The following is a 26283-nucleotide window of genomic DNA, read 5'->3' as shown; positions in this document are numbered from 1 at the left end:
AAGTACTTATCATAAAATGTAAACGGGACGGATAAACATCCGTCCCGTTTTCTTATTTGCTTTTTTAACAAATTTTATCTGTTTACCCATTGCATGCCTTCCGCTGCATAGCGGGAACCTGCAACCTGGTATGATTTGAGGATGTTGTCAATGGATGCCAGATCCTGACTGGTTAATACCACATCTGCTGCGGCAGCATTTTCTGCCAGGTATTTCCTACGTTTGGTACCAGGGATTGGGAGAATATCATCTCCCTGTGAGAGTAACCATGCGAGAGACAATTGCGCTGTTGTAATGCCCTTTTCAGTTGCAAAAGCATTTAATGCGTTCACTGTCTCCAGGTTTTGTTCAAAGTTTTGCCCTTGGAACCTTGGTAGTGTTCTACGGAAATCACCTTCGCTTAATTGGTTAGGATCGGTAAGAGTGCCCGTACTCATACCACGGCCCAATGGACTATAAGCTACTAATGAAATTCCCAGGTCTCTGGTGGTGTGCAGAATATCTCCTTCTACGTCCCGTGTGAAGATGGAGTATTCAGTTTGCAATGCTGCTATTGGATGTACGGTATATGCTTTTTTGAGTGAGTTGGCATTGGCCTCAGAAAGGCCCAGGTAACGTACTTTGCCTTCTTTTACCAGTTCGGCCATGGCGCCAACTGTTTCTTCAACAGGCACGGTGTCGGATAAACGATGCGCATAGTAAAGATCTATTACATCTACACCGAGTCGTTTCAAACTCGCTTCACAGGCTTGTTTTATATATTGGGGTGAGCCATCAATAAATCGTGATCTGTCGTCATTATACCTGAAACCGAATTTAGTAGCGAGGAAGATTTTATCTCTTTTAGTAGCGAGAATTTTTGATAATAATTTTTCGTTGGCACCTTCTCCATACATGTCTGCGGTATCCAAAAAATTAATACCTAAGTCCAGTGCTAATTCTATAGTGGCTAGTGATTCTTGTTCGTTATTATTGAACTCCTGACCATTGCCGTAGGCAAAGGACATTCCCATGCAACCCAGTCCTATAGCTGATATAGATTCTCCTGTTTTTCCAAGTTTTCTGTACTGCATATAATGTGATTTTGTATTTGATTAGTGTGATACAAAAGTACTATCGCATATCAGCATGAAAATTGTACTCCTCAAAGGAATTATTGTTAATATCAAAGAGTAGACTGATGCCGGAATGTATTAGGTGATTGTCTGCATTGTTTCTGGAAGAAATGGGTGAAGTTTCCTGGATCTTCGAAACCCAGGCTCCATGCGATATCAGCAATAGGCCAATCGGTATGAATGAGCAGTAGTTTGGCTTCCAGCACTATTCTCTGACGTATGTGTTCACTTACTGTACGACCAGTAGTGTGTTTTACACTTGCATTAAGGTGATTAGGGTGTGTAGTTAGTAGTGTAGCAAATTCCTTGGCGGTTTTGAATGTTATCTGCTGATGGGGGTGTTCTATTGGGAATTGCTTTTCCAGCCTGTCGGTGAAGCGGTGTGCCAGTATTTGTGCTGCTGTTTGCTGACGTACAGGCACTTCCTCCTGTTGAGCAATTCTTCTTCCTTCCAGTAATAACAATTTCAGGTATATGAGGATAGCTTCGTGTTTATAGGCAGCTTCTTCATTGAATTCTTTCATGAGCTGTCTGAAAACAGAAGATAAGTATTCTGCCTGTGTATAAGTTATTTTATAAACTACTTGTGCCTCCCTCTGCAGCAATGGATAGTTGATAAGATCCTGTTGCTGACTTTCGAATAGGTGTTCATTAAACAGGCAGTAGAAGCCGTCCTGGTCATTATCTGTCGCATGCCAGCTCTTTACCTGGTCAGGATGAATGAAGATAATTGCAGGGCCGTCAATGTCATGGCGTTTGTCATCAACTGTAAAGATGCCGTGACCGCCGGTGATGAGTACTATTTTATAGTAGTCTCTTCTGCTGGCAGAGACATATGCTTTAGTTGGATTTTCTTTCCTGGAGTATACAGCAAAAGTGCCATTTACGGGCGGTTTGGCGCGTAGTTCCCGTTCGTTGTAAAGGAGAAGATCGTTGGAGATCTCAGACAATTTTTGGGTACGTATGCTATGAGGGAGGGTTATTTTTTTAGAAGACATTATCAAATTTACATCTTCTTTAACAAATCGATATTGGTTGTCAGAAAAAATAACTTAGGCGGGAACCCTTTATTTTACTGGATATTTTTATAAAGTGCAACAGTATTGCATTTTTATTTTTGATAATTGCAAAAAGATTTCACAATTTGTTAACGCCTTTATCAACCAAAATCTTGTTATCATCGCGCTTTATGATGAGCTTATGCAGCAAGGATTTAGCGCTAAGTTAAGACAAGAACATTTTCTAAATTTTTATATTACCCCTTTGAAAAAAAGTCCGCCTTTCAGCGGACTTTTTTATTAAAAACTGATAATATGTTAATGGCAGAAGTTAACCCAGGATAAATTCAATTTCACCAAATCCATATTCTTCCCGGTTGCCGTTTCTTTCCAATACAATATGTCCGGTAGGTTGTACGTCTACAATGGTAGCGAGGTGTGTGGCTCCATTAATTTTGAATGGGGAGGGAATACCGAAGCGGAAAAGTTTGGATTTATATTCATTGAGCAGCGCGGTGAATGCAGCGGGTTTCAGCTTATTTACGCGTTGTTCGAAGAAGGTACAAAGTTCTTTGGCCATGGTGGGGCCATCCCAGGTTTTGCCGGTGATTTGGCGCAGGGAGACGGCATTTTTCAGTTCCTCCGGGAATTTTGCCTGGTTGAGGTTGACGCCGATGCCTATGATGGCATATTGCCAGCTGGTACCTCTGATTACATTTTCTATGAGGATGCCGGCTGCCTTTCTGTCACGCCAGTAAATATCATTGGGCCACTTGATAATGGACTCATCTCCGGCATATTTGGAGAGGAAGTCGTGGGCGCCAAGGGCAATAGCGATACTAAGCATAAACTGGCTGGAAAGTGGCAGCGTGCCGGGATGTATGGCTACTGTTAGTGCGCTGATATCGCCGGGTTCTGCCAGCCATTTTTTACCACGGGTACCTTTACCTGCGGTTTGGTTGCCAGTATACCAGGCTGTACCGGATGTCACATCGCCGGAATTGACCTGTGCCATGGCATAGTTATTGGTGCTGTCAACACTTTCGAGGATATTAAACGGGTGTCCTATCACTTGAATCCTTTTTAGTCTGTATTTCAGCCCGAAAAGTAGTTCATTTTATTATTTTCTTAACAGGATTGGAGCCCATGTAGTGATTTTTCTCAAGCTTATATTAATGCTTGTTTAGTAACTTTGACAATTAAAGATTATTTTTAACAAAAACGTGATTTATTGGCACCCTTAACCGTTCTGAGCACGAGGAAAAAAGCGCAGACGCGCTTAACCAGAGAAAGTGAAATTTTTACCACCATCATACAGGCCATACAGGAAAAGAAGGGAGAAAATATAGTATCCCTGGATCTTCGCCAGATTCCTGAAGCTGTGGCCGATTTCTTCATTATATGTGAAGCTAATTCCAACACACAAGTAAGGGCAATAGCTGATTTTGTAGCTGACGAAGTCCAGAAAAAGGTGGGCGAAGAGCCTTACAAGCATGAAGGCTTCACTGCTCAGCAATGGATATTGGTCGACTATGTCAATGTGGTGCTGCATGTATTTCAGCCGGAAACCAGGAAATTCTATAGCCTGGAGGAAATGTGGAGTGACGCTGATAGAATGGAACACAACGAAGGTTAAACAAAACAGCTTGGTTCTGTATTATTTTATATATAATTCTGATTGCAATAAACATCCGTAAAAGGAGCGAAAGATTATGGAAAAAGGAGGCAATAACTTCAACAGGGGTTCAGACAAATCGCCTAAGAAAGGACCGAAGTTCACTATATACTGGGTATATGCCTTCATCGGCATTGCGTTGTTAGCCATGAACTTCCTTGATTGGGGATCTCATCCCAAAGAGATCAGCTTCCAGGAATTTCAGGTGAAATACCTCAAACCTGGTGACGTCGATCAGCTGGTCGTAGTAAACAAGAAATATGTAGAAGTCTACATAAAGAAAGACAAATTAAAAGAAGCTCAATTCAACGACATCTCTAAAAATAGGTTCGGTGGCGACAATCCCGGCCCTCATTTTCGTTTTACCATAGGTAGTGAAGAAAGTTTCAAAAAAGATATTGACAAGGCACAGGAAGGAATCGCTCCTGAAAACCAGGTCAAGATCAAGTATGAAGACAGGACCAGCTGGTTCGAGCCATTCATACAGTTACTGGTACCGCTATTGCTGATCATCGGTTTGTGGGTACTACTTATGCGAAAGGTGGGCGGCCCGGCTGGAGGCAGCGGCGGCCCGGGAGGTATCTTCAATATCGGTAAGTCTAAGGCTACCCTCTTTGATAAAGGTACCCGTGTGAACATTACTTTCAACGATGTTGCTGGTTTGGACGAAGCGAAAGTGGAAGTAATGGAAATCGTTGATTTCCTGAAAAATCCTAAAAAATATACCTCTCTTGGTGGTAAAATACCTAAAGGTGCGTTATTGGTAGGCCCTCCAGGTACTGGTAAAACCCTGCTGGCGAAAGCAATGGCAGGTGAAGCGCAGGTACCTTTCTTCTCTATGTCCGGTTCCGACTTTGTTGAACTGTTCGTAGGGGTGGGCGCCAGCCGTGTGCGTGACCTGTTCAAACAAGCCCGTGAAAAAGCACCATGTATCATCTTCATCGATGAGATTGATGCGATCGGTCGTGCGAGAGGTAAAAACGTAATGATGAGCAACGATGAGCGTGAAAACACACTCAACCAGCTGCTCGTAGAAATGGATGGTTTCGGAACTGACAGCGGTATCATTATCCTGGCAGCTACCAACCGCCCGGATGTACTGGATAGCGCGTTACTGCGTCCTGGTCGTTTCGACCGTCAGATCTCTATCGATAAGCCAGATCTGGCTGGTAGAGAGCAGATCTTCTCCGTACACCTGAAGCCAATCAAAACATCTCCAAACCTGGATATCAAAAAACTGGCATCCATGACACCTGGATTTGCTGGTGCTGATATCGCGAACGTATGTAACGAAGCCGCCCTCATTGCTGCCCGTAAAGGCAAAACTGAAGTGGAAATGGATGACTTCAACGATGCGGTAGATCGTGTAATCGGTGGTCTGGAAAAGAAAAACAAAATCATCTCTCCGGAAGAAAAAGAAGTAATCGCCTACCACGAAGCGGGTCACGCTATCTGTGGCTGGTATCTGGAACATGCTAATCCACTGGTGAAGGTAACCATCGTTCCTCGTGGTGTAGCAGCACTGGGTTACGCTCAATATCTTCCTAAAGAACAATATCTCTATAACACAGAGCAACTGATGGACGACATCTGTATGACCCTCGGAGGCCGTGCTGTAGAAGAAATCGTATTCGGTAAAATTTCCACCGGCGCACAAAATGACCTGCAGGTAATCACCCGTATGGCATATGCAATGGTAACCGTTTACGGTATGAATGATAAAGTAGGTAACGTATCTTTCTACGATCCTAACAGTGATCAGTCTTTCACCAAACCTTACTCTGAGGAGACTGCGAAAATGATCGATGAGGAAGTTAGAAAACTGATCGACCAGGCTTATGTCAGAACTAAATCTTTGCTGACAGACAAATTGGAACAGGTGAAAATCCTGGCTAAGGAACTGCTGAAAAGTGAAGTATTGTATCAGGCAGATCTGGAAAGACTGATCGGTAAACGTCCATTTGATACCAAACAGGAACATCATGTTGCTGAAGACCTGACAACAGATGGCGTTCATCCTACTGATATCATCAATCCATCACCATCACCTGCTAATGCGTAAATAGTTATATGAAGATTTCTCCTGCCAAGGAAAATATTCTGAAGCGAGTACGAAATGCTTTAAGTCAGCCAGTACAGTTGCCCTTCCCTAACTCGGAGGGCAACACTGCTGTATTTAAAACAGAGAGCGAAGGAATGGAAATCAGATTCGCGGAAGAGTTTACCCGGCTGCAGGGAAAATTTGTTTTCTGCTCTGGTAAAACAGAACTCATCGAAAATCTTCGTGCTTTATGTGATAACAAGGAATGGCACAACGTATTTTGCCAGACACCTTCTATCCTGAAGCAGATCCATGAAGATGAGCTGCCTTGCCTGAACCAGGGATCCATGCACGACGCAGATGCTGCCATCACAGATTGTGAATACCTGGTAGCACGTACCGGAACAGTTGTATTAAGCGCTGCACAGCCTAGCGGCCGTGCATTACCTGTTTATACGCCGGTACATATCATGATCGCCTATACGCACCAATTAGTTTTTGATCTGAAAGACGCGCTCCACAAGCTGAAAGATAAATATGGCACTGATCTTCCATCTGCCATCTCTTTTGCTACAGGGCCCAGTCGTACCGCAGATATCGAGAAAACGCTGGTAGTGGGCATTCACGGACCAAAAGAAGTTTACGTCTTTTTAGTAGACGAATAGTAATAATATTTTAGCTGTTAGCAGGTAGCTGTCGGGTAGTGATGAACTATGCGCTGCTATTTGCTAACAGCTTCATAATTTTTAGCATGGATATTAATCTGCCAGCCGATAAGAAAATATATTTTGCTTCCGACTTTCACTTGGGAGCCCCCAACGCTACTGCCAGCAGAGAAAGGGAAAGGACCATTATTAAATGGCTGGAAGAAGCCGAAAAAGATGCGGCCCATATCTTTCTGGTAGGCGATATTTTTGATTTCTGGTTTGAATATAAACATGTAGTACCAAAAGGATATATCCGCATCCTGGGTAAGTTAGCAGCGCTCCGTGATAAAGGCATAGGGATCTCTGTATTCATTGGAAACCATGATATGTGGATGAATGGCTACTTTGAAGATGAGCTGGATATTCCTGTTTACTACGAACCCCAAACCTATACTATTGGTGGTAAACGATTCTATATCGGCCATGGCGACGGGCTCGGGCCTGGTGATCATGGTTATAAATTCCTGAAGAAAATCTTCCGTAATCCTGTATGTCGCGTATTATTCTCCGCGCTTCATCCTGCTATCGGTATTTCGCTTGCTAATTATTTCAGCCGTAAAAGCCGTGCAGCAACAGGTCAAAGCCTGGAGCATTATCTTGGTGAAGAAAATGAATGGCTGGCTATCTATTGTAAGGAAGTTTTACAGCAAGAGCATTTTGATTACTTCATCTTTGGCCATAGGCATCTGCCGCTAGATCTCAAGGTGGGCGAAAACAGTCATTACATCAATTTGGGTGATTGGCTGAATTACTTCTCCTATGCTGTATTTGATGGAGAAAAAACCACATTGAAATTCTTAACAGCAGCCGGAGAGGCTGCCGCAATTCAGGCATCTAAGATGTCGTGAAGAATTGGAGGAGATTGCATCTCCACAAATTCCGGCAGGTGAAGCCGGAAAAATTCTAAATAAGCATATAACAATTTTCTTCTTCTTTCTTTATTCATGGCGATATTGCCCAGTTGTGCCGCATCGGTACATTGGGAAATAGCGTCCGTCAGTTCGCTGCCTATAGGGTCGAGATGGTGAATATGGTGGGGAGGAAGATCAATGTAGTGACCTTCCTGTAGATCAAGGTAAGGCGTATATTCCGAGAACCTTCCATTCAGTTTAAACCCTAGGTACTCCCCTACTTTTAAAGTGAAAAATAAGGGCAGATTTGCCGCAATAGGCATTTCGGCTGTGTCCAACACCTTCAGTGCATTTTCAGCAAAATAATAAAGCTCCAGATGCTGTTCCGGCTCTTTCAATGTTTTCTGTAACAGCTCGATCATATACAGCGCCACTGTATTTTTGACGATATTGAAATGAAGAGAATTGAAGATGAAGCCTAGTTTGAATTCCGATATTCTTTGCAGATTTTTGATTTCCTGGTGATAAACAACCAATTCCAGGATATTTCCCGGCTGAAAGAGGTTACCGCGGGCAGCTTTGGGTTTGCTGGACCGTACTCCATTGACAATATAGGATTGCAGGCCGAATAATTCAGTAAAAATGCTGACTATCAGACTGGTATCGCCATATTTGACGGTACGTAAAACTATGCCGTTGGTTTTATGTAACATGGAGTAAAGAGTGCAATTTAGCTAAAAGCGGGCGGTTAACAGCCAATAGCTATTTTAATTACCTTTACGCCCTTACTAAACTAAATTGAAAAATCCTCATGTGGCAACGTTTAGCCGGCTATGTGCTTAAATATCGCTTCACTCTCCTACTGTTTTTGTTGGCCGCAACCTGCGTAATGGCATACTTCGCCAGCAAAGTTCAGATGTCCTATGATTATGTGGCCACTATCCCGCATGATAATCCTAAGTTTCTTGAATTCCAGCAGTTCAAGAAGAAGTTTGGAGAAGATGGAAATATGATGGTATTGGGTGTGCAGACAGATAAATTCTTCCAGAAAGATTTCTTCCAGGATTATATCCAACTGAATAAGGATATTAAACAGATACATGCTGTAGAAAATATCCTCAGTGTTCCGATGGCGATCAATCTTACCAAGAATGACAGCACTAAAAAGCTGGAAGCGGGATTATTGTTCAAAGGTGATTTATCCAGCCAGGCAACTATCGATAGTCTGAAGAACGTGTTTAATACATTGTTATTTTATAAAGGGCTGTTATATAATCCTGAGTCGCATGCTTACCTGATGGCTATCTATGTAAACAAAGACGTGTTCAATTCTCCGAAACGAACGGCAGTAGTGGATTCTGTGTATAAGATTACCAAAGCATTTGAAGAAAAACAACATACAACTGTGCGACTGAGTGGCCTACCATTAATTCGTACAGTCATGGCCGTTAAGGTGGCAGATGAGTTGAAGTTGTTTTTGAAAATATCTTTTGTGTTGACAGGGTTGATACTGTTTCTGTTTTTCAGATCTTTCGGAGCAGTGTTGATGTCTATGGTGGTGGTAGCGATTGGTGTCATCTGGTCGGTAGCTACGATTGTTTTAATGGGTTATAAGATTACGTTACTGACTGGATTGATTCCGTCGTTAATTGTAGTGATTGGGATTCCTAACTGTGTATATTTTATCAGTAAGTATCATACAGAATATGCAAAGCATCAGAACAAAACGAGGGCGTTAATCAGGATGATTCAGCGGATGGGTATTGTAACGTTGTTTACCAATATCACTGCTGCAATTGGTTTTGGTGTGTTTTGTTTTACCAATAGTGCTATTCTGAAGGAATTCGGTGTGGTGGCCGGTTTGAACATCATGCTGATCTTTTTGATTTCATTTATTTTCCTTCCTTCCGTATTAAGTTATTTACCTGCGCCTAAGCTGAAACATATTTCATATAGAGATAGTGGGTTCTTTAATAAAGTGTTGGAATTAATTACCACGTTGGTATTTAAATATCGTACATCCGTTTACGTTATTAGTGGAATAATGTTGGTTGCTGCGATCATTGGTATGACGAGGTTGCAATCTGTAGGTTATATGCTGGATGATATTCCGCATACTGATAAGTTGTATACAGATCTGAAGTTTTTTGAGCAGAATTTCAAGGGAGTGATGCCATTGGAGATAGCAGTGGATACCAAACGAAAGAACGGCGTAGTGAATTTGCAAACGTTGAATAAGCTGGATGAATTAACGCAGCTGATAGCGGCGCAACCTGATTTTGCGCGTCCATTGTCGGTAGTGGAAGGTATCAAGTTTGCGAAGCAGGCGTATTATAATGGCGACAGTAGTAACTATGCGGTGCCTAATCAGTTTGATCTTGGATTTCTTGCACCTTATCTGCGTATGAAAGCTCCAGCTGGAACTAGCGCCAATACTACGTTTAGCAAACTGGTATCATCCTTTATGGATAGTACTAAGCAGGTGGCGAGAGTAAGTGTGAACATGGCAGATGTTGGATCTAAGCGTTTGCCAGCATTGTTGGATTCTTTGAGACCTAAGGTGGACCAGATTTTCGACAGTAGTAAATATAAAGTGACCTTTACAGGTACCAGTGTAATTTTCCAGGAAGGAACGCGATTTATTATCAGTGGATTAACAGAGAGTATTTTATTAGCTTTTGTGTTGATCATGGGTTGTATGTTGTATTTGTTCAGATCCTGGAGGATGTTGATAATATCCCTGGTGCCTAATATTATTCCGTTGGTAGTAACAGCAGGAGTGATGGGTTGGGTAGGCGTTCCATTGAAGCCTTCTACCGTATTGGTTTTCAGTGTGGCGTTAGGTATTGCGATAGATGTTACGATTCGTTTTTTGGTGAATTTTAAGCAAGAGTTGCCGCATCATAATTTGAATATATCCGAGACCGTTAAGCAGACGATACATGAAACGGGATTGAGTATCATCTATACCTCATTGATATTGTTTGCAGGTTTTATGATTTTCAGTTTTTCAGAATTTGGCGGAACGAAGGCGTTAGGGTGGCTAACTTCTCTGACATTGATAGTAGCGATGCTAACGAACCTTACTATACTACCGGCATTGTTGTTGTGGATGGAAAAAGCGTTGTTGAAGCAGGCGAAGAAAAAGCAGTTATGGAAAGTGCTGGATGAGGAGAAGGATATTGCTATAGATAAGCTTGGGGTGGGCGATCAGGAGTAAACTAAATAGAATGCTTTATAGGTAAGGGATGGCCGTTGGTCATCCCTTTTTATTTTTTTCATGTAGACGAAATTCTACAGAAGAATTTGAAAAAAATGCTAAGCTGGACAAAAAAAATGTATAAACTAATCTAGTGAAAAACGTTTATCCGTCATATTTACCGTTCATCAAAAACAGGTATATATCCACATAAAAAAGTTAGAGGTTTATAATGCCATTCTAACCACTAGTTCATGAAAAACAAATACTTAAAGGGCGCTCATTTGTCTGAGCGGAAATTTAAGGAGATTTTACGGCTGTTTGCCGATGATCTTACTGCCACGCAGATAGCAAATATCAGTGGCGTTAGCCGGGTAACGATCAACAGTTACCTGAAGAAATTAAGGAGCCAGATTGCGCGTTATTGTGAGACGATGCATCCGGCGACTGTACCTGTAGCAGCGATATTTGAGCGGGACCTGATGGTTCGTTCAGAGCAGGAAGAGGATACGTTAGTTGCGGTGAAGACCGAAGTAGACAAGGCGGTAAAGCCTGTAATCTTTGGGATTGTCAAAACGGCGGACCGGCTGTATACAGAGATCCTTCCTGATGTTAGCAGATCAATGATCCATGCGGCCACCCGAGGCAGATCTGTTCTGGAGAAGATAGGAACTACAGAGCGTTTGCGTAATTACACGGGCGTAGTTGATTTGGGTCAGTATCGTTTGTACCGGTTAGGTGCTAAGCCTTCCGATTCGAGCGGAACACCACAGATGGACGAGGTAGATGCCTTCTGGGGACTTACCAAGCATCGTTTGGCCAAGTTTAAGGGGCTGAACAGAAATACGGCTTATTTGCATCTGAAAGAGTGTGAATTCCGTTTTAATTACCGTAGTGATGACTTGTTTACGGTATTACTGGAGTTGTTAAAAACTTATCCACTTACATTATCCTAATTTAATTTTCTAACCTAATGGCATTGGCCCGGCTGGACTCCAGTCGGGCTTTTTTGTATGTTGTCACATGAAAAATTAACACTTTTTTTAGTTTAAGATTTAACTACAAGTATTATTATGATTGATAGTTAGTGTTTTATGAGAATATTATATTCTTAATAAGTTAAGAAAAAGTTAAAGCTTTGTTATTTGCATGTTATTGGACTAGTTGATACTTTAACTTTTTGTTAATAATTTATATATTTGGCATCTGATTGAAAAATTATTAAGGAAACTGCTTGTGGGAAATAGGATGACTACTTCTATATGTGATTTATTAAAGAAATCACAACAAAAAAGTAACATTCTTATCAATTGTCAACTTTAAGGTATACGAACTAAACCATAGCCAACAGACAAACTTTCTCGCTTAATTATCGATCACCATCTGTTTAACCTATACCACATCCTGGCACCATAAAAGTGTCCTGTAGTGACGATTTTTTATTAACGGAAACAAACATGCTTATGAGGAAAGTGTTATTTCTCCTCCTGGCCGTGCTATGCATTGGCGGTCAGGCCTTTGCGCAAAGTCGCACTGTATCGGGGAAAGTTACTGACAAAAAAGATGGAATGCCCATTCCTGGTGTTACCATCCAAATCAAAGGTACTAGTAAGGGTACTACCTCCGGTGCGGATGGATCTTACAAAATCAATGTAGACAATGAAGATGCTGTTTTGATATTCTCTTTCGTGGGATATGCAAAACAGGAAGTTGCTGCGAAAGCTGCTGTAGTTAATGCAAAACTGGACTCAGATGACAAACAGCTGAGTGAAGTTGTTGTAACTGGTTACACGGTAGTAGACAGAAAGAAAATGGTTAGTTCCATTTCAGAAGTGGGCTCCAAACAATTGGAGAACGCACCTGTACCGGATGTAAACCAATTGCTGCAAGGCCGTGCGCCAGGTGTGGTAAGTGCTTCCGGATCTGGTCAGCCAGGTGCTAAGCAAAGCATTTCCATTCGTGGTATTGGTTCCTTGAGCGCAGGCGCTAGTCCAATCTATGTTATTGACGGGGTTATTGCTAACTCTGGTCAGTTCAACAATGATGTACAGACACAGTCCAGCGATATCATGGCAAACCTGAATCCAAATGATATCGAAAGCATCAACGTACTGAAAGATGCATCTGCATTGGCGTTGTATGGTGCTCGTGGTGGTAATGGTGTAATTGTAATTACTACTAAAAAAGGTAAAGCGGGTTCTTCTAAAGTAGGTTTCAGAGCGCAATACGGTTTCAACAACCCTAGCTTTGGTAACTGGAAACAAATGAATGCACAGCAGGCATTTGATTACAAACGTAATGTATATCGCCTGAATGGTTATTCAGATGAAAAAATCAATGAACTGGTACCAGATTCATTGCTGAAATATGCAACTGACTGGAGAGATGCTGCTTTCCAGAATGGTCATACCCAGAACTATGAAATCAACTCCAGCGGTGGTAATGAAAAAACACAGTACTACATGTCTGGTGGTTATTTCAGCCAGGATGGTGCTATGATTAATTCAGGTCTGAAACGTTATTCTGTAAACTCCAGCATTCAACATAAAGTGAATGACAGACTGGACATCGGTATGAATTTAAATCTGTCTTATGCAGATATGAACAATGCTGGTGCTGGTAACCGTTATAGTAGCCCACTGCTGGGTAGCTTTGCTAACAGCCCGCTGTTGCCTGCTTACCAGCCTAATGGTCAGCTCTATACTGGTCTGGAAGACTACTGGCAGAATGAATCCAATACTGGCGATAACTTCCTGTATTCAGCATTTAAAAATACCAACCGTAACGAAAACGTTCGTGCACTTGGTAAAATCTACCTGAATTACAAGATTACTGATTGGTTGAAATTCTCGCAGAATGCAGCTATTGATTATATCAATGCACATCAGAAAACTTTCCAGGATCCTACTACTGCTGATGGTTTCAACTCTGCAGATCCTTCTCAGAGTGGTGATATCTATGAAGCAACCAACACACTGAGAACAATTACTTCCCAGACCTCTCTGAGTGGTAAGTTTAATTTCGGTATGGGTCAGAAACATGCGATCGACTACCTGGCTATGATGGAGTATTCTCCAACCAACTATAATGGTTTCAGCGCTGAAGGTGTTGGTCTGGCTACTCCTAAAACACCAGTACTGGATGCTACATCTACTCCACAAGGTGTTGGTGGCGGTTCTTATGACTTTGCATTCCTGTCTTACCTGGGTCAGGTGAACTATACTTACAATGGTAAATATTACTTCACAGGATCTATCAGAAGAGACGGAAGTAGCCGTTTTGGTCCATCTACTAAATACGGTACTTTCTATTCATTGGGTGGATCATGGAGAGTAATTGATGAGAACTTCATGAAAAATCAGCATATATTTTCTGATTTGAAAGTACGTGCGAGCTATGGTACTTCAGGTAATGGTTCTTTCTCTAACTATGGCTGGATGAACCTCTATGCTTATAACATTGCTTACAATGGTTCTCCTGCAAGTAATCCTAAACAGTTAGGTAATCCAAACCTGACTTGGGAGAAAAGTACCACTACCAACATTGGTATTGATATGGGCTTCCTGCATAACAGACTTACAGCGAGCATTGACCTGTATAACAGAAAATCATCTGACCTGTTACAAGATCGTCCATTAGATCCAACCACTGGTTATAAAGTGATTTCTGAGAACATTGGTTCAATGGTAAACAGAGGTATTGAAGCTACTATCTCTTCCCGTAACATTCAGGGCAAAGACTTTGGCTGGTCTACCGATGTGACCTTGGGTTACAACAAGAATAAAATTCTGTCTCTTTACCAAGGTCAGGATATCATCAATCCAACCAACTATGATGGAACTGCTTTCACTGGTACCATCAACCGTGTAGGTATGCCTGCATATACCTGGTACCTGAGAGAATGGGCTGGTGTAGATGCTGCAAATGGAGATCCACTGTGGTATAAAGCGGATGGTTCTAAAACCAACAACATCAACGAAGCGGCGTATAAAACTTTTGGTACTACCATGCCTAAGTTCACCCTTGGTTTCAACAATACCTTCAATTACAAAAACTTCACACTGTCTGCTTTCATCTATGCATCACAGGGCAACCAGATCATGAATGGTACTGCAAGATATGGAGATGCTGATGGTGCGCGTCTGAACTGGAATTACAATACGTCTGCAGGCTATGACTACTGGACTACTCCAGGTCAGAATGCATCCAGACCTAAGCCAGTTGTGGGTGGTAACAAAAACTCTACTGCATTGTCTACCCGCTACCTCGAAGATGGTTCTTACATCCGTCTGCGTAACGTAGTACTGGGTTACAATCTGCCTAAACAATGGCTGAATGCAGCTAAGATTCAGAATGTACGCCTGTATGTTCAGGGACAGAACTTACTGACCATCACTGGTTACTCTGGTGTTGATCCTGAGATCGACAATACCGGATATGAGTTCTTCAAGTATCCTGTTACTAAGAGCGTAAGTTTTGGTGTGGACATCACTTTGTAAAATTTAATGAAGAGAACAATTATGAAAAAATATATCATAGCCATAGCAGCCGCAGGACTTTTTATGCAAGCCTGCAGCAGCAAGCTCGATTTAAAGCCTTACGATAGTCAGGAAGGTTCTGATGCCTTAAGTGATTATTCAGGGGTTAATGCAGCCTTAAATGGTGTTTATGACGCACTTCAGAGTACTTTCTATTACGGCCGTAATTATTGGATTATGACCGAACTGAATGCGGATAACATTTACATTGCAGCGAGCAACAGTAACCGTTTTCTGAGCAGCTACCGTCATGACTATACTACCCAGGATGCAGACGTAGAAGATTTCTACACTACTGCCTACAATGGTATTATGCGTGCTAACAAGGTAATTGGTGCGGTGGATAACATCTCAGCAACTACTGATCAGAAGAATGTGCTGAAAGGTGAAGCATTGTTTCTGCGTGCGTTGATGCATTATGATCTGGTGAATGTATTTGCCCGTCCATATGCACAGGGTAATGGTTCACAGATTGGTATTGCTATTAAAACCAAGGTAGATATCAGCAATGCGAAGCGTGCTACAGTGAAAGAAGTGTATGATCAGATCATTGCAGATCTGACTGAAGCGAAAGATTTGTTGAAGTCAGTAGGTGTGACTACTAAATATCATGCTAGCACTTATGCAGCATCTGCATTACTGGCGAGAGTATATCTGAATAAAGGTGATAAAGTGAATGCAATTGCAGAAGCGACCAACGTTATCAATGCTGGTTATACTTTGCAGGCGCCTAATGCAGATTTCTACAACACACAAGGATCTGCAGAAGAGATCTTTACATTAAGCTTTGTGGATAATGAATCAACTGGTTCAGATAACATGGGTATGATGTATCTGAAACCTGGTTATGGTGATGCACGTGTAACGCCAGATCTGGCGGCATCTTTTGATGCTACAGATGCGCGTTTAGTGTATCTGGGTATGATGGGTACAGAGTATATCAATGAGAAATATACGGGCCAGGGTGGTAAAGCTGGTATGACCAGTCCTAAGCTGCTTCGTTTGCCAGAAATGTACCTGATACGTGCAGAAGCTAATAGTGCGGCGGATCCTGCGGCAGCGATCAAAGATGTGAATGTGGTAAGAGCGAGCAGGAAACTGGCGGATCTTAGTAACGTAAGCAATGCGGCGGTATTGGATTCAGTATTGGCTGAAGACAGAAGAGAGTTTATGTTTGAAGGTCACCGTTATTTTGATTTGCTGAGAAATAACAGGGGTGTGGACCGTAAGATGTGTGGTAGTACTTTGGCTATTACAGCGCCATGTACCTTTGGTATCACTGCTTACAACATTATCTGGCCTATTCCGCAGACGGTTAAGAATACCAATCCGGATATGGATCAAAATGATGGTTACGAATAACAAATAAGCATGTTGTAAACCTAAGGGATCTGCGAAAGCGGGTCCCTTTTTTTATGCACATTTCATAATATTTTTTTGAAAATTTAACAGATTTTTATAAATTAAAAAATTGTTAAAGTATTTTTATCAAGAAAAGTTTTTGTATTTGAATTAAAAAAATATAGTTATATATTTGCTTAGGGGCAACAAATTCGTTATATTCTTGTTATTAACCTGTTATTTAACACTTATTTAGATGGTTTAATATTGTGAAATAATTATATCTATATAGCTATAGTCAGTAGTTATATAGTATTGGTTTTTTGCGTTTTACATAGAACTAAAACCTGTTAACTTCTTTTTTATTAGTCAATCAAAACCAAGTCGCTTATGAAAAAAGAGCTACTACTTTGGCTGTTCCTGTTTGGCTGTGTACTAAATTCAGTTGCACAGACCCGAACGATCAGCGGAAAAGTTAGTGACGCTAAAGACGGCTCTGCTATTCCCGGTGTTACCGTCGTGATTAAAGGCACTACTAAGGGCGTTTTCACAACTTCAGATGGAACTTACAAACTGAATGGAGTTCCCTCAGGATCCACATTAGTCTTCTCTTTTGTGGGGTATTTATCTAAGGAAGTACCAGTTGCTGCTGGCAACACTATTGATGTCGCGCTAGAAGCCGACAAAAAACAACTCGGAGAAGTTGTTGTGACCGCAGTTGGTCTGAAAAAGAACGAGGCTTCATTGGGATACTCGGTATCCACTGTTAAGCCTGATCAGATCAACCAAAAATCTGAGCCTGATATGTTAAAAGGCCTGCAAGGTAAAGTTGCGGGTGTTGACATCAGGGCTTCACAAGGTACACCAGGTGCGGCTACCCGTATCCAAATCCGTGGTAATACCTCTTTCTTTGGAAATAACCAGCCACTTATCGTAGTTGATGGTATTCCTTACAACAATGACCAGATTACAACCTCCAGCCAAACTTCAGGTGGTGGTGCCTATTCCAGTGGTCTGTCTGCCCTCGATCCTAATGACATTGCTTCTATGACCGTACTGAAAGGTGCTGCTGCTGCTGCATTGTATGGTTCAAGAGCATCTAACGGTGCGGTGGTAATCACTACCAAATCCGGTTCTTCTACGCTCTCCAGAAGAAAAACAGAAGTGACCTATTCTTCCTCTATTGCCTTCGAAACAGTTGCCAGCTATCCTAAATATCAAAATACTTACGGTTCTGGTAGTAACTTCAATTACAGCGCCGCTTCTAACGGTTCTTGGGGTGCAAAATTCGGTGGTGCGCTTGATTCAGTTCCTATCTGGGCTGCTTATCAAACTGCTTATCCTGAATTGTATGGTGGAAAGAAAATTCCTTACCAGGCAGTTCCAAACAACGTAAAAGATTTATTCCGTACAGGTTTTATCTCTGAAAACTCTGTAAGCGTAAATGGTGGTACTGAAAAGTCTTCCCTCAGCGCTACTGCTTCTTATATGAGCCAGGATGGTTATGTACCTCATTCTGATTTCAATCGCGCGAGCCTTGCAGTGGGTGGTATCACCAGACTGACAAATGGTTTGAATGTTAGCGGTAACTTCAGCTACAGTACAACTAACCAGCTGGGTTCTCAGTTTGGTGAAAACCAGATAGATGGTGCGGCTTCTTCTTTTGCCCGTAACCTGTTCCTGGCGCGTAACTGGAATATTGCCGGTCTTCCTTATCAGGATAAAAACGGTAAACCAATTTCCCCGCTGCCAGCGCAGTTCGATAACCCGCTCTGGTCTTTCATTCATAATACTGTTTCTACCAGAACTGACAGATATGTTGCTGGTCTGAAATTGAACTACGATGTTACTCCTTGGTTCAATGCCAGCTACCAGATTGGTACAAACGTAAATAATATGACTCGTAAAGAGATCATCGATCTCGGATCTCGCGGTGCAGAAGGTAATGGTCAGATTACCGAGCAAAATTATCGCTTCGCGGAAATTGAGTCTAACTTGATCGGTACTTTCTCTCCGAAACTGAAAAATGAAGATTTCGGATTTAAAGCGATCGTAGGTCATAACGTTAACCAACGTACGACCAACTCCACTGTAATGATTGGTAAAGGTATCGTAGCTCCTGGTATCTACAACCTGAACAATACAAAGAGCGTACTTCCTAGCGAAGATGTACTGATCCAGAGAAGACTCTGGGGTGTTTTCGGTGAGGTAGACCTGGACTATAAAAAATGGTTGTTCCTGACTTTAACAGGTCGTAACGACTGGTCTTCTACCCTGCCTAAATCAAACCGTAGCTACTTCTATCCAAGTGTGGCTGCATCCTGGATATTCACAGATGCGCTGAAAATTAAGAGCAGCTGGTTTGATTTCGGTAAACTGCGTGCCAGCTGGGCAAAAGTGGGTCGCGATGCTGATCCATACAGCCTGCAAAACATCCTGTCAGTTAACGTTCCATTCCTCGGTCAATCTGGTGTAATCCAGAACCCAGGTGCAGGTAATCCTAACCTGAAACCTGAGTTTACACAAGATATGGAGGTGGGTACAACCCTGGAATTCCTGAACAGAAGAATCGCACTTGACTTCGCACTGTATTCCAGAAAATCTACTAATCTGATTGCTCCAATTACCCTGGCATCTTCTTCTGGTTATAGCACTTTTGTGGATAACTATGGTGAGATTACCAACAAAGGTTTCGAGATTGATCTGAACCTGGTTCCTGTAAAAACTAAAGACTTTACCTGGAACTTACACTGGGTGTTCTCTAAAAACGTGAACATGGTAGCTAAACTGAGACCAGGCGTAGACAGAATTCTCCTGAACGGTGTACTGGACGGTATCAGTCCATACCTGGAAGCTGGTCTGCCATATGGTTACCTCAGAGGTTCCTATGATGCACGTGATGATAAAGGCAACTTGCTGATTGACCCAACCACTGGTTTACTGATCCCTACTGGTCAGCAAAGAATGGTGGGTAATCCAAACCCTGATTTCAAAACCGGTCTGACTACCACCTTTAACTATAAAGGCATATTCCTGAATGCACTCGTAGACTTGACAAGAGGCGGCGACATTTACTCTGTAACTGTGAGCAGCTTACTCGGTCGTGGTGTAACTCAGGATACAAAAGATCGTGAGAAAATGATCATCCTGCCTGGTTATTATGGTGACGTAAATAACCCTGGTACAGTATTGAAAGATGCTAAAGGTGACCCAATCCGTAACACGACTCCGGTTACTTTATTTGATGCTTACTTCGGTGAGTCTTTCGCTATCAACTCTGCAACTGAGTGGAATGTATACGACGCAACGGTTTATACGCTGCGTGAGGTAACATTAGGTTATGACTTCCCTAAATCAATGTTTAACAAAACTCCGATTGGTGGTCTGACTGTTACCCTGACAGGTCGTAACCTGTGGTATTTTGCACCAGGTATGCCTAAATACTCAAACTTCAATCCTGAAGTTGGTAGCTTCGGTTCTACCAACACCCAAGGTATTGAATTGTCTGGCGCTCCTACTACACGTCGCTTTGGCTTAAACGTGAAAGTAACCTTCTAGTATTCATGAAAAAAAGACTATCGATGAAAAGAATTAGCTTAATACTGTTAGGAGGTCTTTTAGCAACTGGTTTCGGTTGTACGAAGGGATTCCTTGACATAAATAATGACCCAAATAACCCGTCGCAGGCGACTTTAAGTCAGTTGCTGACTGCAAGTGAGCAAGGGCTTTCCTATGCAATGGGATATAGCAATAGCGGCCGTGGTGCTATTGGTTTCACAGAAGTTCTGGGTGTTTACATGCACCAGGTAACTGTACGTGAATCACAGGACCAGTACGGTGCACAAGGCGACCAGTTCGATATTAACAACGGCTGGAAACAGTTCTATAGTGCACAGACTAACGGTTTCGGTTACACTGGTTTCCTAGAGAATACCAATGTGATGATCCGTCAGGCAGAAGCAGAAAATAACCACAAGTTTGCCGGTGTTGGCCGTATCATGAAAGCATATGGTATGAGCCAGATGGTGGATATCTTCGCAGATGTTCCATATACTGAAGCAAACCAGTTTTACCTGACTAAAAATGGTTATCCGAAATTTGATAAAGGTTCTGATATCTACCCTAGCTTATTGCTGATGTTAGATACAGCGATCACCAATCTGGCTCAAACAGGAGGTAACTCCCTGGTGCCAGGATCTGATGACCTGTTCTATGGTGGTAATATCGATAGCTGGACTCGTCTTGCAAAAAGTATCAAGCTGAAATTGTATGTACAACAACGCTTGATTAAAGATGTATCAGCTAATGTAAATGCATTATTTAATGATAACCTGATCAGCAAACAGGAACAGAGCTTCATGATGCCTTATGGTTCATCTGCTTCTCCTGATGACAGGAACCCTGGCTTCAATGATTATTTCGCTACCCAGCGTTCTCACTATGTAAGCCCTTGGTTCTATTCCATCCTGAAAGGTTACAACCCTCGTCTGTTTACTGGTATTGAGGATCCACGTATTCCTTACTACTTCTACAACCAGATGACTACAACTAGCGCAACTCCTGCTGGTGCTGGTGAAACAGACTATCGTGACAGTGCGTTCGTATCTATCCTGTTTGGTTCCGTAGGTCCTAACAGAGACAGGTCTAATGACAACGGTATCTCTGTATTTGGTATCTATCCTGTAGGTGGTCGTTACGATGACAACTACAAGAACTATGATCCAAATAACCAACGGAATATCTCTGGTGTTACTTCTTCAAATGCAAGTGGTGCTGCTCCGCTGAGATTATTGACTTATGCAGATATCCTGTTCCTGAAAGCTGAGTGTATCAATGCTGGCCTTGTTGCTGGTGATGCACGCGCTACACTGCAACAGGCAATGCAGGAATCATTCTCTCAGGTAGATTTTGTTGCTGCAAAAGCTAACAAAAACCAGAACATTCCTAAACTGGTTGGTTCTACTGCTGAAACTGACTACATTAATAGCATCCTGGCTTTCTATGATGGCCGTACTACTACTAATGATAAGTTAGAAGTAATCATGACAGAGAAATGGATTCAGAGCTATGGATTTAGCTGTGACCAATACACCGACTATCGTCGTACTGGTTATCCAATCCTGTTCAATCCAAATGATCCATCTCCTTCTCAGGCTCCAGGCGGTTTCTATCAGCCACCTCTGAAAGGTGATCCTACCATCTCAGGTAACCAACCAAGAGTAAAAGTGGTATGTGGTAGAAACTATCCACTCTCTCTGCCTTGGCCTGTAGACGAATTAAACGTAAACAAAAACGCTCCGGCCCAAAAAGCACCAGATACTTACAAGGTGTTCTGGGATAATTAATAAGCAGCGTAGTAATTAAGCATTAAAAATTAGTAAGTATGAAGAAATCCGTAACCTTGATATTAATGCTTCTTGCGGTCTGCATATTTAGTTCCTGCCGTAAGAACGACAATCCAAAATTGCCGGATGGCATTGAGGATGGAGTGTTACCTAAGTTTACACAAACAGCAGGTGACGAAGACCTGAGCAATGTTGCAACCTTTACTTCTACTTTTAAGCTGGAATCTTATTTTCCAAACGCTTTAAAGCCTTCAAAAGTAGATATCGTTGTTGCAATCAATGGTGATTACACTAATGTAAAAACTATTGCAGCTGGTATCACATCACTTCCAGTAGCTTCCACAACAGTAACAGGCGCACAGATCCTGCAACTGTTCGGTGTTACTGCTGCTGACGTAGAAGTACTTGAAATCGGAGCTGATTGTACTTTGCCTGATGGTAAAGTGAGCAAAGCATTCCCTTACTACATCGATAGTAATGGACATATGCAGACGATCACTCCATATGCGCAAAACGCATATTCACTGCCAGGTTCTAATCCAGAACTCTACTACCAGGTACCATAGCATTTGTTGCTAAACAATATAAAGGGCGGCTCTAATTTAGAGCCGCCCTTTTTTTATTTCTTGTTATTTAGTGAATACCGCTGTGATATATTTTTAATATTAATGTCTCATTTATCCAGCGCTTAAACCATTGCCCAGTAATATTTTCCTTATATCAAGCATTTCTAAAGTTAACATTTCTTTAAGTTTAACACGAAAGTAGTAGGATATGTCATATTCTTTACTTTATATTTGCTAGACAACTTTGAGGTATAAATCCTCTGAGATACAACTGAGAAGTATCTCGACGCTAATGAAGAGAATAGAATTGATCTAAATTGCTTATGAGGGAAGCCACTTGCCAACAAGATTTCCCACAATATTGACGACAGTAACCAATCGGAAAACGCGATGTTTTTTGCAGGAAGCCCTTTTTGTTCTGATGAAAATCAGCGCAGGAAGAGTATTCAGTATTGTATTGTAGTAATCAGATGATAAGACCTGTGATGAATAGAGTGTGCATGCAGATTCAAAATGAAATATTATTAATTGCTTGTGATGAATTGTTTAATTAGGACAGCTTTGCTTATGTAGCATCCATATTCCAGTAGCCATCGGGGAGGCTTCAACAATTTATAATTATTGTACTTGGTTCAAAATAAAAGCATACTTGCTTAATGGCATACCTATGCGCTAAATCAGCCAACTACCACTTTTTTTACTTTTTATTTTTCTAATCAAGATCGCTTATGAAGAAAGGGTTATTCCTTGGATTGTTAGCAATCCTAAGTGTTTTTCAGGCACTTGCACAATCCAGAACGATTACCGGTAAGGTAACCGACGCAAAAGACGGCGGACCTTTACCTGGTGTAACCGTGAAAGTTAAGAATGGCAGCATTGGTACTGTTACTGGTGCTGATGGAGCATTCTCCATCAACGTGAATGGCAATCCTGTACTGGAATTTACCAGTGTTGGTTTTGCTTCAAAAGAAGTGGCTTCTGCTGGTAAAACAAATTTAATTGTTGCACTGGGTGCAGATGACAAAACTTTAGGTGAATTAGTGGTTGTTGCATATGGTACCGCCAAAAAAGGCGCTAACACCAGTGCTTCCACACAAATCGATGCCAAAAAATTTGAGACAAGACCAATCTCAAACGTAGCTTCTGCCTTAGATGGTGCTGCTCCTGGTATCCAAACTAACTCTGGTAGCGGTCAGCCAGGTGATGGTCCTTCTATCCGTATTCGTGGTTTCGGTTCCGTAAACGGTTCCAATGATCCACTGATCGTATTGGATGGTGTGCCTTACAACGGTAACCTCAGCAGCATCAACGTTGCTGATATCGCCAGCCTCTCTGTACTGAAAGATGCATCTTCTTCTTCTCTGTACGGTGCCCGCGCTGCGAACGGTGTGGTACTCATTACCACTAAAAAAGGTAGAGCAGGTCATGGTCAACTGTCTGTTTCTGCAGTTCAAGGTTGGAACTCTCGTAGCATTCCTGAATATGACAGAGTAGGTGCTTACGAATACTATCCACTGATGTGGGAAGCTTATCGTAACTCCCTGACATCTTCTACCATCTCCCTCGACTCTGCAAGCAAAATCGCTTCTGGCCTGGTTCCTGGTAAAAACAGTGTGAAAGATCAATTAGGTTACAATCCATTCAATGTTGCAAACAATGCCATCGTTGATGTAAACGGTAAACTGAACCCTAATGCAAAACTGCTGTGGGGTGATGATCTGGATTGGTCTAAAGCATCTACTCGCGTAGGTCAACGTGGTGAGTATGGTATTAACTACAGTGGTGGTACCGACAAAACTGACTACTTCGCTTCTCTCAACTACCTGTCTGACAAAGGTTACATCATCAACTCTGATTTCAACCGTATCAGCAGCCGTCTGAACATCAATCACAGAGCTAACGACTGGTTCAAAACCGGTGTTAACCTGTCAGGAAGCTTCGTGAACTCCAAACAAACTGATGTTAGCAGCAGTACTTCTTACGTAAACCCAATCTTCTTCTCTCGTAATATTGGTCCTATTTATCCAATCCATGTCCATGATCCTAACACTGGTGCATATATTTTGGATGCAAATGGAAATAAAATATGGGATGTTGGAGGTATGAGCGAATATGGTCTGCCTTCTCGTGGAGCTGGAGCATTCTCTGGTCGTCATGGGATTGCAGAAAACTACCTGAATGATAACTCATTCAAAAGAAACTCTCTGGGTGGTAGAACTTATGCTGAGGTATCTTTCCTGAAAGACTTCAAATTCACAACTAACTTGAGTGTTGACGTGATCAACACCCGTTCCAAAGTATATTGGAATACACAGGTAGGTGATGGTAACCCTGCTGGTCTTGGTTCACGTACTGATAATACAAATACCAGCTATACGATTAACCAATTGCTGACTTATACCAAATCATTGGGCAAACATAGCTTTGATGTACTGGCTGGTCACGAGAACTATAGCATGAATATCAACCAGGTGTATGGCGAACGCCAAGGCCAGGTTGTTTCTGGGAACGATGAGCTGATCAACTTTACGACGACTACAGGTCTGTATTCCTATGTAAGAGATCACAAAATGGAAGGTTATTTCTCACGTGTTAATTATAGTTACGATGATAAATACTTCTTCTCTGGCTCATTCCGTCGTGATGGTTCTTCCCGTCTGGAAAGAGCTAACAAATGGGGTAACTTCGGTTCTATCGGCGCTGGCTGGCGTATAGATAAAGAGAACTTCATGAAGAGCATTTCTTGGGTTAATATGCTGAAACTGCGTTCCAGTTATGGTACTGCCGGTAATGATGTTATTCTGAATAGTGACGGTTCTCAGAACTATTATGGTTATCAGGGTCTGTATGCATTGGGCTGGAACAATGCGCTCGAACCAGGTGTATTCTACAGCAAACTGCCTAACAAAGACCTGAAATGGGAATCTAACAAGAGCTTTGATGTAGGTGTTGACTTCGCAGTATTCAAAAATCGTTTAACTGGTAGCGTGGAATACTATCGTCGTGCTTCCAGCAACCTGTTGTTTGATATTCCTTTACCATTATCCGGTGGTGTTGCCAGCAAAACTGTTAACATTGGTGCGGTTCGTAACAGTGGTATCGAACTTCAGCTGACAGGTGAAGTTATCCGTGCTAAAAACTTCGGATGGACTGCTGACCTGAACCTGAGCACTGTTAAAAACGTGATCACTGAACTGCCACAGTCTGAAATCATCTCTGGTACTAAGAAACTGATGGTTGGTAAATCTATCTATGATTACTGGCTGCGTGCTTGGTATGGTGTTGATCCTGCGGATGGTTCTGCGCTGTATGTTGCAGCTGATCCAAAAGGTGCTGGTGTTCGTACAATGGCAAATGGTGATGTAGTTACTACCAATATCAACAACGCTGCTTACCACTATGCTGGTAGCGCTATCCCTGATTTGTTTGGTAGCATCAACAACACATTCAACTATAAAAATTTCAGCCTGTCATTCCTGATCTCCTTCCAGCTGGGTGGTAAAACTTACGATGCTACTTACGCTTCTCTCATGAGCTCTGGTAACTACGGTGGTGCGGTATCTACAGATATCCTGAACCGTTGGCAGAAACCTGGTGATATCACCAATGTTCCTCGCATGGAGCAACGTCAGACGACCAACTTCAATGCTGCTAGCTCTGATCGTTGGTTAACCAGTGCATCTTTCCTGAATTTCAGAAGCCTGAAACTGGGTTATACTGTACCTGCAAGCTTCCTGGAAACAGCACATCTGAAAGGTGCAAATGTATTTGTAAGTGGTGAGAACCTGGGCGTAATTACTGCGCGTAAAGGTATGAACCCATCTCAGGCATTTACTGGTGTAACATCAAATGGTTACCTGCCTGCTCGTGTGGTTAGTGCTGGTCTGAATATTACACTTTAAAAATT

The 26283-nt window shown here is 42.1% G+C and carries 16 protein-coding genes; 12 read left to right on the top strand and 4 right to left on the bottom strand.

Annotated elements, in window-relative coordinates:
- Positions 1–74: 74 nt before the first annotated feature.
- The 3 genes from ACE38W_RS10675 to ACE38W_RS10665 form a co-directional block, all read right to left on the bottom strand.
- Positions 75–1073 (bottom strand): aldo/keto reductase, encoded by a 999-nt coding sequence (locus ACE38W_RS10675; protein ID WP_375830721.1) that lies wholly within the window; start codon positions 1071–1073, stop codon positions 75–77.
- Positions 1074–1165: 92 nt separating this feature from the next.
- A complete protein-coding gene (locus ACE38W_RS10670) occupies positions 1166–2113 on the bottom strand; it encodes an AraC family transcriptional regulator (protein WP_375830720.1) in 948 nt (315 codons plus the stop codon).
- Positions 2114–2444: 331 nt separating this feature from the next.
- Complete coding sequence (locus ACE38W_RS10665; protein ID WP_375830718.1) at positions 2445–3185, bottom strand: biotin--[acetyl-CoA-carboxylase] ligase; 741 nt, start codon at positions 3183–3185, stop codon at positions 2445–2447.
- A 159-nt stretch (positions 3186–3344) separates the two neighbouring features.
- Between ACE38W_RS10665 and rsfS the strand changes: the two genes are divergently transcribed.
- From rsfS to ACE38W_RS10645, 4 genes are all read left to right on the top strand, one after another.
- A complete protein-coding gene (gene rsfS / locus ACE38W_RS10660) occupies positions 3345–3749 on the top strand; it encodes a ribosome silencing factor (protein ID WP_375830717.1) in 405 nt (134 codons plus the stop codon).
- 76 nt (positions 3750–3825) lie between these two features.
- Entirely contained in the window at positions 3826–5850 is a 2025-nt protein-coding gene (gene ftsH / locus ACE38W_RS10655) for an ATP-dependent zinc metalloprotease FtsH (protein WP_375830716.1), read from the top strand.
- Positions 5851–5858: 8 nt separating this feature from the next.
- Positions 5859–6494, top strand: coding sequence for a lactate utilization protein C (locus tag ACE38W_RS10650; protein WP_375830715.1), 636 nt, complete (start codon positions 5859–5861; stop codon positions 6492–6494).
- A gap of 86 nt (positions 6495–6580) precedes the next feature.
- Positions 6581–7384, top strand: coding sequence for a UDP-2,3-diacylglucosamine diphosphatase (locus ACE38W_RS10645; protein WP_375830713.1), 804 nt, complete (start codon positions 6581–6583; stop codon positions 7382–7384).
- Here the strand turns inward: ACE38W_RS10645 and recO are convergent.
- Positions 7363–8100 carry a DNA repair protein RecO gene (recO, locus tag ACE38W_RS10640; protein WP_375830712.1) on the bottom strand — a complete coding sequence of 246 codons (738 nt, stop codon included), beginning with the start codon at positions 8098–8100 and terminating at the stop codon, positions 7363–7365. The two genes, ACE38W_RS10645 and recO, sit on opposite strands and share 22 nt — an antisense overlap.
- A 98-nt stretch (positions 8101–8198) precedes the next feature.
- Between recO and ACE38W_RS10635 the strand changes: the two genes are divergently transcribed.
- From ACE38W_RS10635 to ACE38W_RS10600, 8 genes are all read left to right on the top strand, one after another.
- Positions 8199–10607, top strand: a complete 2409-nt coding sequence (locus ACE38W_RS10635; protein ID WP_375830710.1) for an RND family transporter — start codon at positions 8199–8201, stop codon at positions 10605–10607.
- Between the two features lie 233 nt (positions 10608–10840).
- Positions 10841–11542 (top strand): IS1595 family transposase, encoded by a 702-nt coding sequence (locus tag ACE38W_RS10630; RefSeq protein ID WP_375830709.1) that lies wholly within the window; start codon positions 10841–10843, stop codon positions 11540–11542.
- A 507-nt stretch (positions 11543–12049) separates the two neighbouring features.
- Positions 12050–15085 carry a SusC/RagA family TonB-linked outer membrane protein gene (locus tag ACE38W_RS10625; protein ID WP_375830707.1) on the top strand — a complete coding sequence of 1012 codons (3036 nt, stop codon included), beginning with the start codon at positions 12050–12052 and terminating at the stop codon, positions 15083–15085.
- 21 nt (positions 15086–15106) lie between these two features.
- The gene (locus ACE38W_RS10620; RefSeq protein WP_375830706.1) at positions 15107–16486 is read left to right on the top strand and encodes a RagB/SusD family nutrient uptake outer membrane protein; all 1380 of its coding nucleotides are present in this window, start codon (positions 15107–15109) and stop codon (positions 16484–16486) included.
- Between the two features lie 369 nt (positions 16487–16855).
- Entirely contained in the window at positions 16856–20023 is a 3168-nt protein-coding gene (locus ACE38W_RS10615) for a SusC/RagA family TonB-linked outer membrane protein (protein ID WP_375830704.1), read from the top strand.
- Positions 20024–20046: 23 nt separating this feature from the next.
- On the top strand, positions 20047–21810 hold the full coding sequence (locus ACE38W_RS10610) for a SusD/RagB family nutrient-binding outer membrane lipoprotein (protein ID WP_375830702.1): 1764 nt from the start codon (positions 20047–20049) through the stop codon (positions 21808–21810).
- Positions 21811–21848: 38 nt separating this feature from the next.
- Complete coding sequence (locus ACE38W_RS10605) at positions 21849–22376, top strand: hypothetical protein (protein WP_375830700.1); 528 nt, start codon at positions 21849–21851, stop codon at positions 22374–22376.
- Between the two features lie 728 nt (positions 22377–23104).
- The gene (locus tag ACE38W_RS10600) at positions 23105–26278 is read left to right on the top strand and encodes a SusC/RagA family TonB-linked outer membrane protein (RefSeq protein WP_375830698.1); all 3174 of its coding nucleotides are present in this window, start codon (positions 23105–23107) and stop codon (positions 26276–26278) included.
- The last annotated feature ends 5 nt before the right edge of the window (positions 26279–26283 follow it).

Origin of the sequence: Chitinophaga sp. Hz27 (genome assembly GCF_042263525.1) — a bacterium.
GTDB lineage: Bacteria > Bacteroidota > Bacteroidia > Chitinophagales > Chitinophagaceae > Chitinophaga.
Note: the sequence above shows the minus strand (reverse complement) of the source record. Positions and strands in the feature narration are given on the sequence as shown.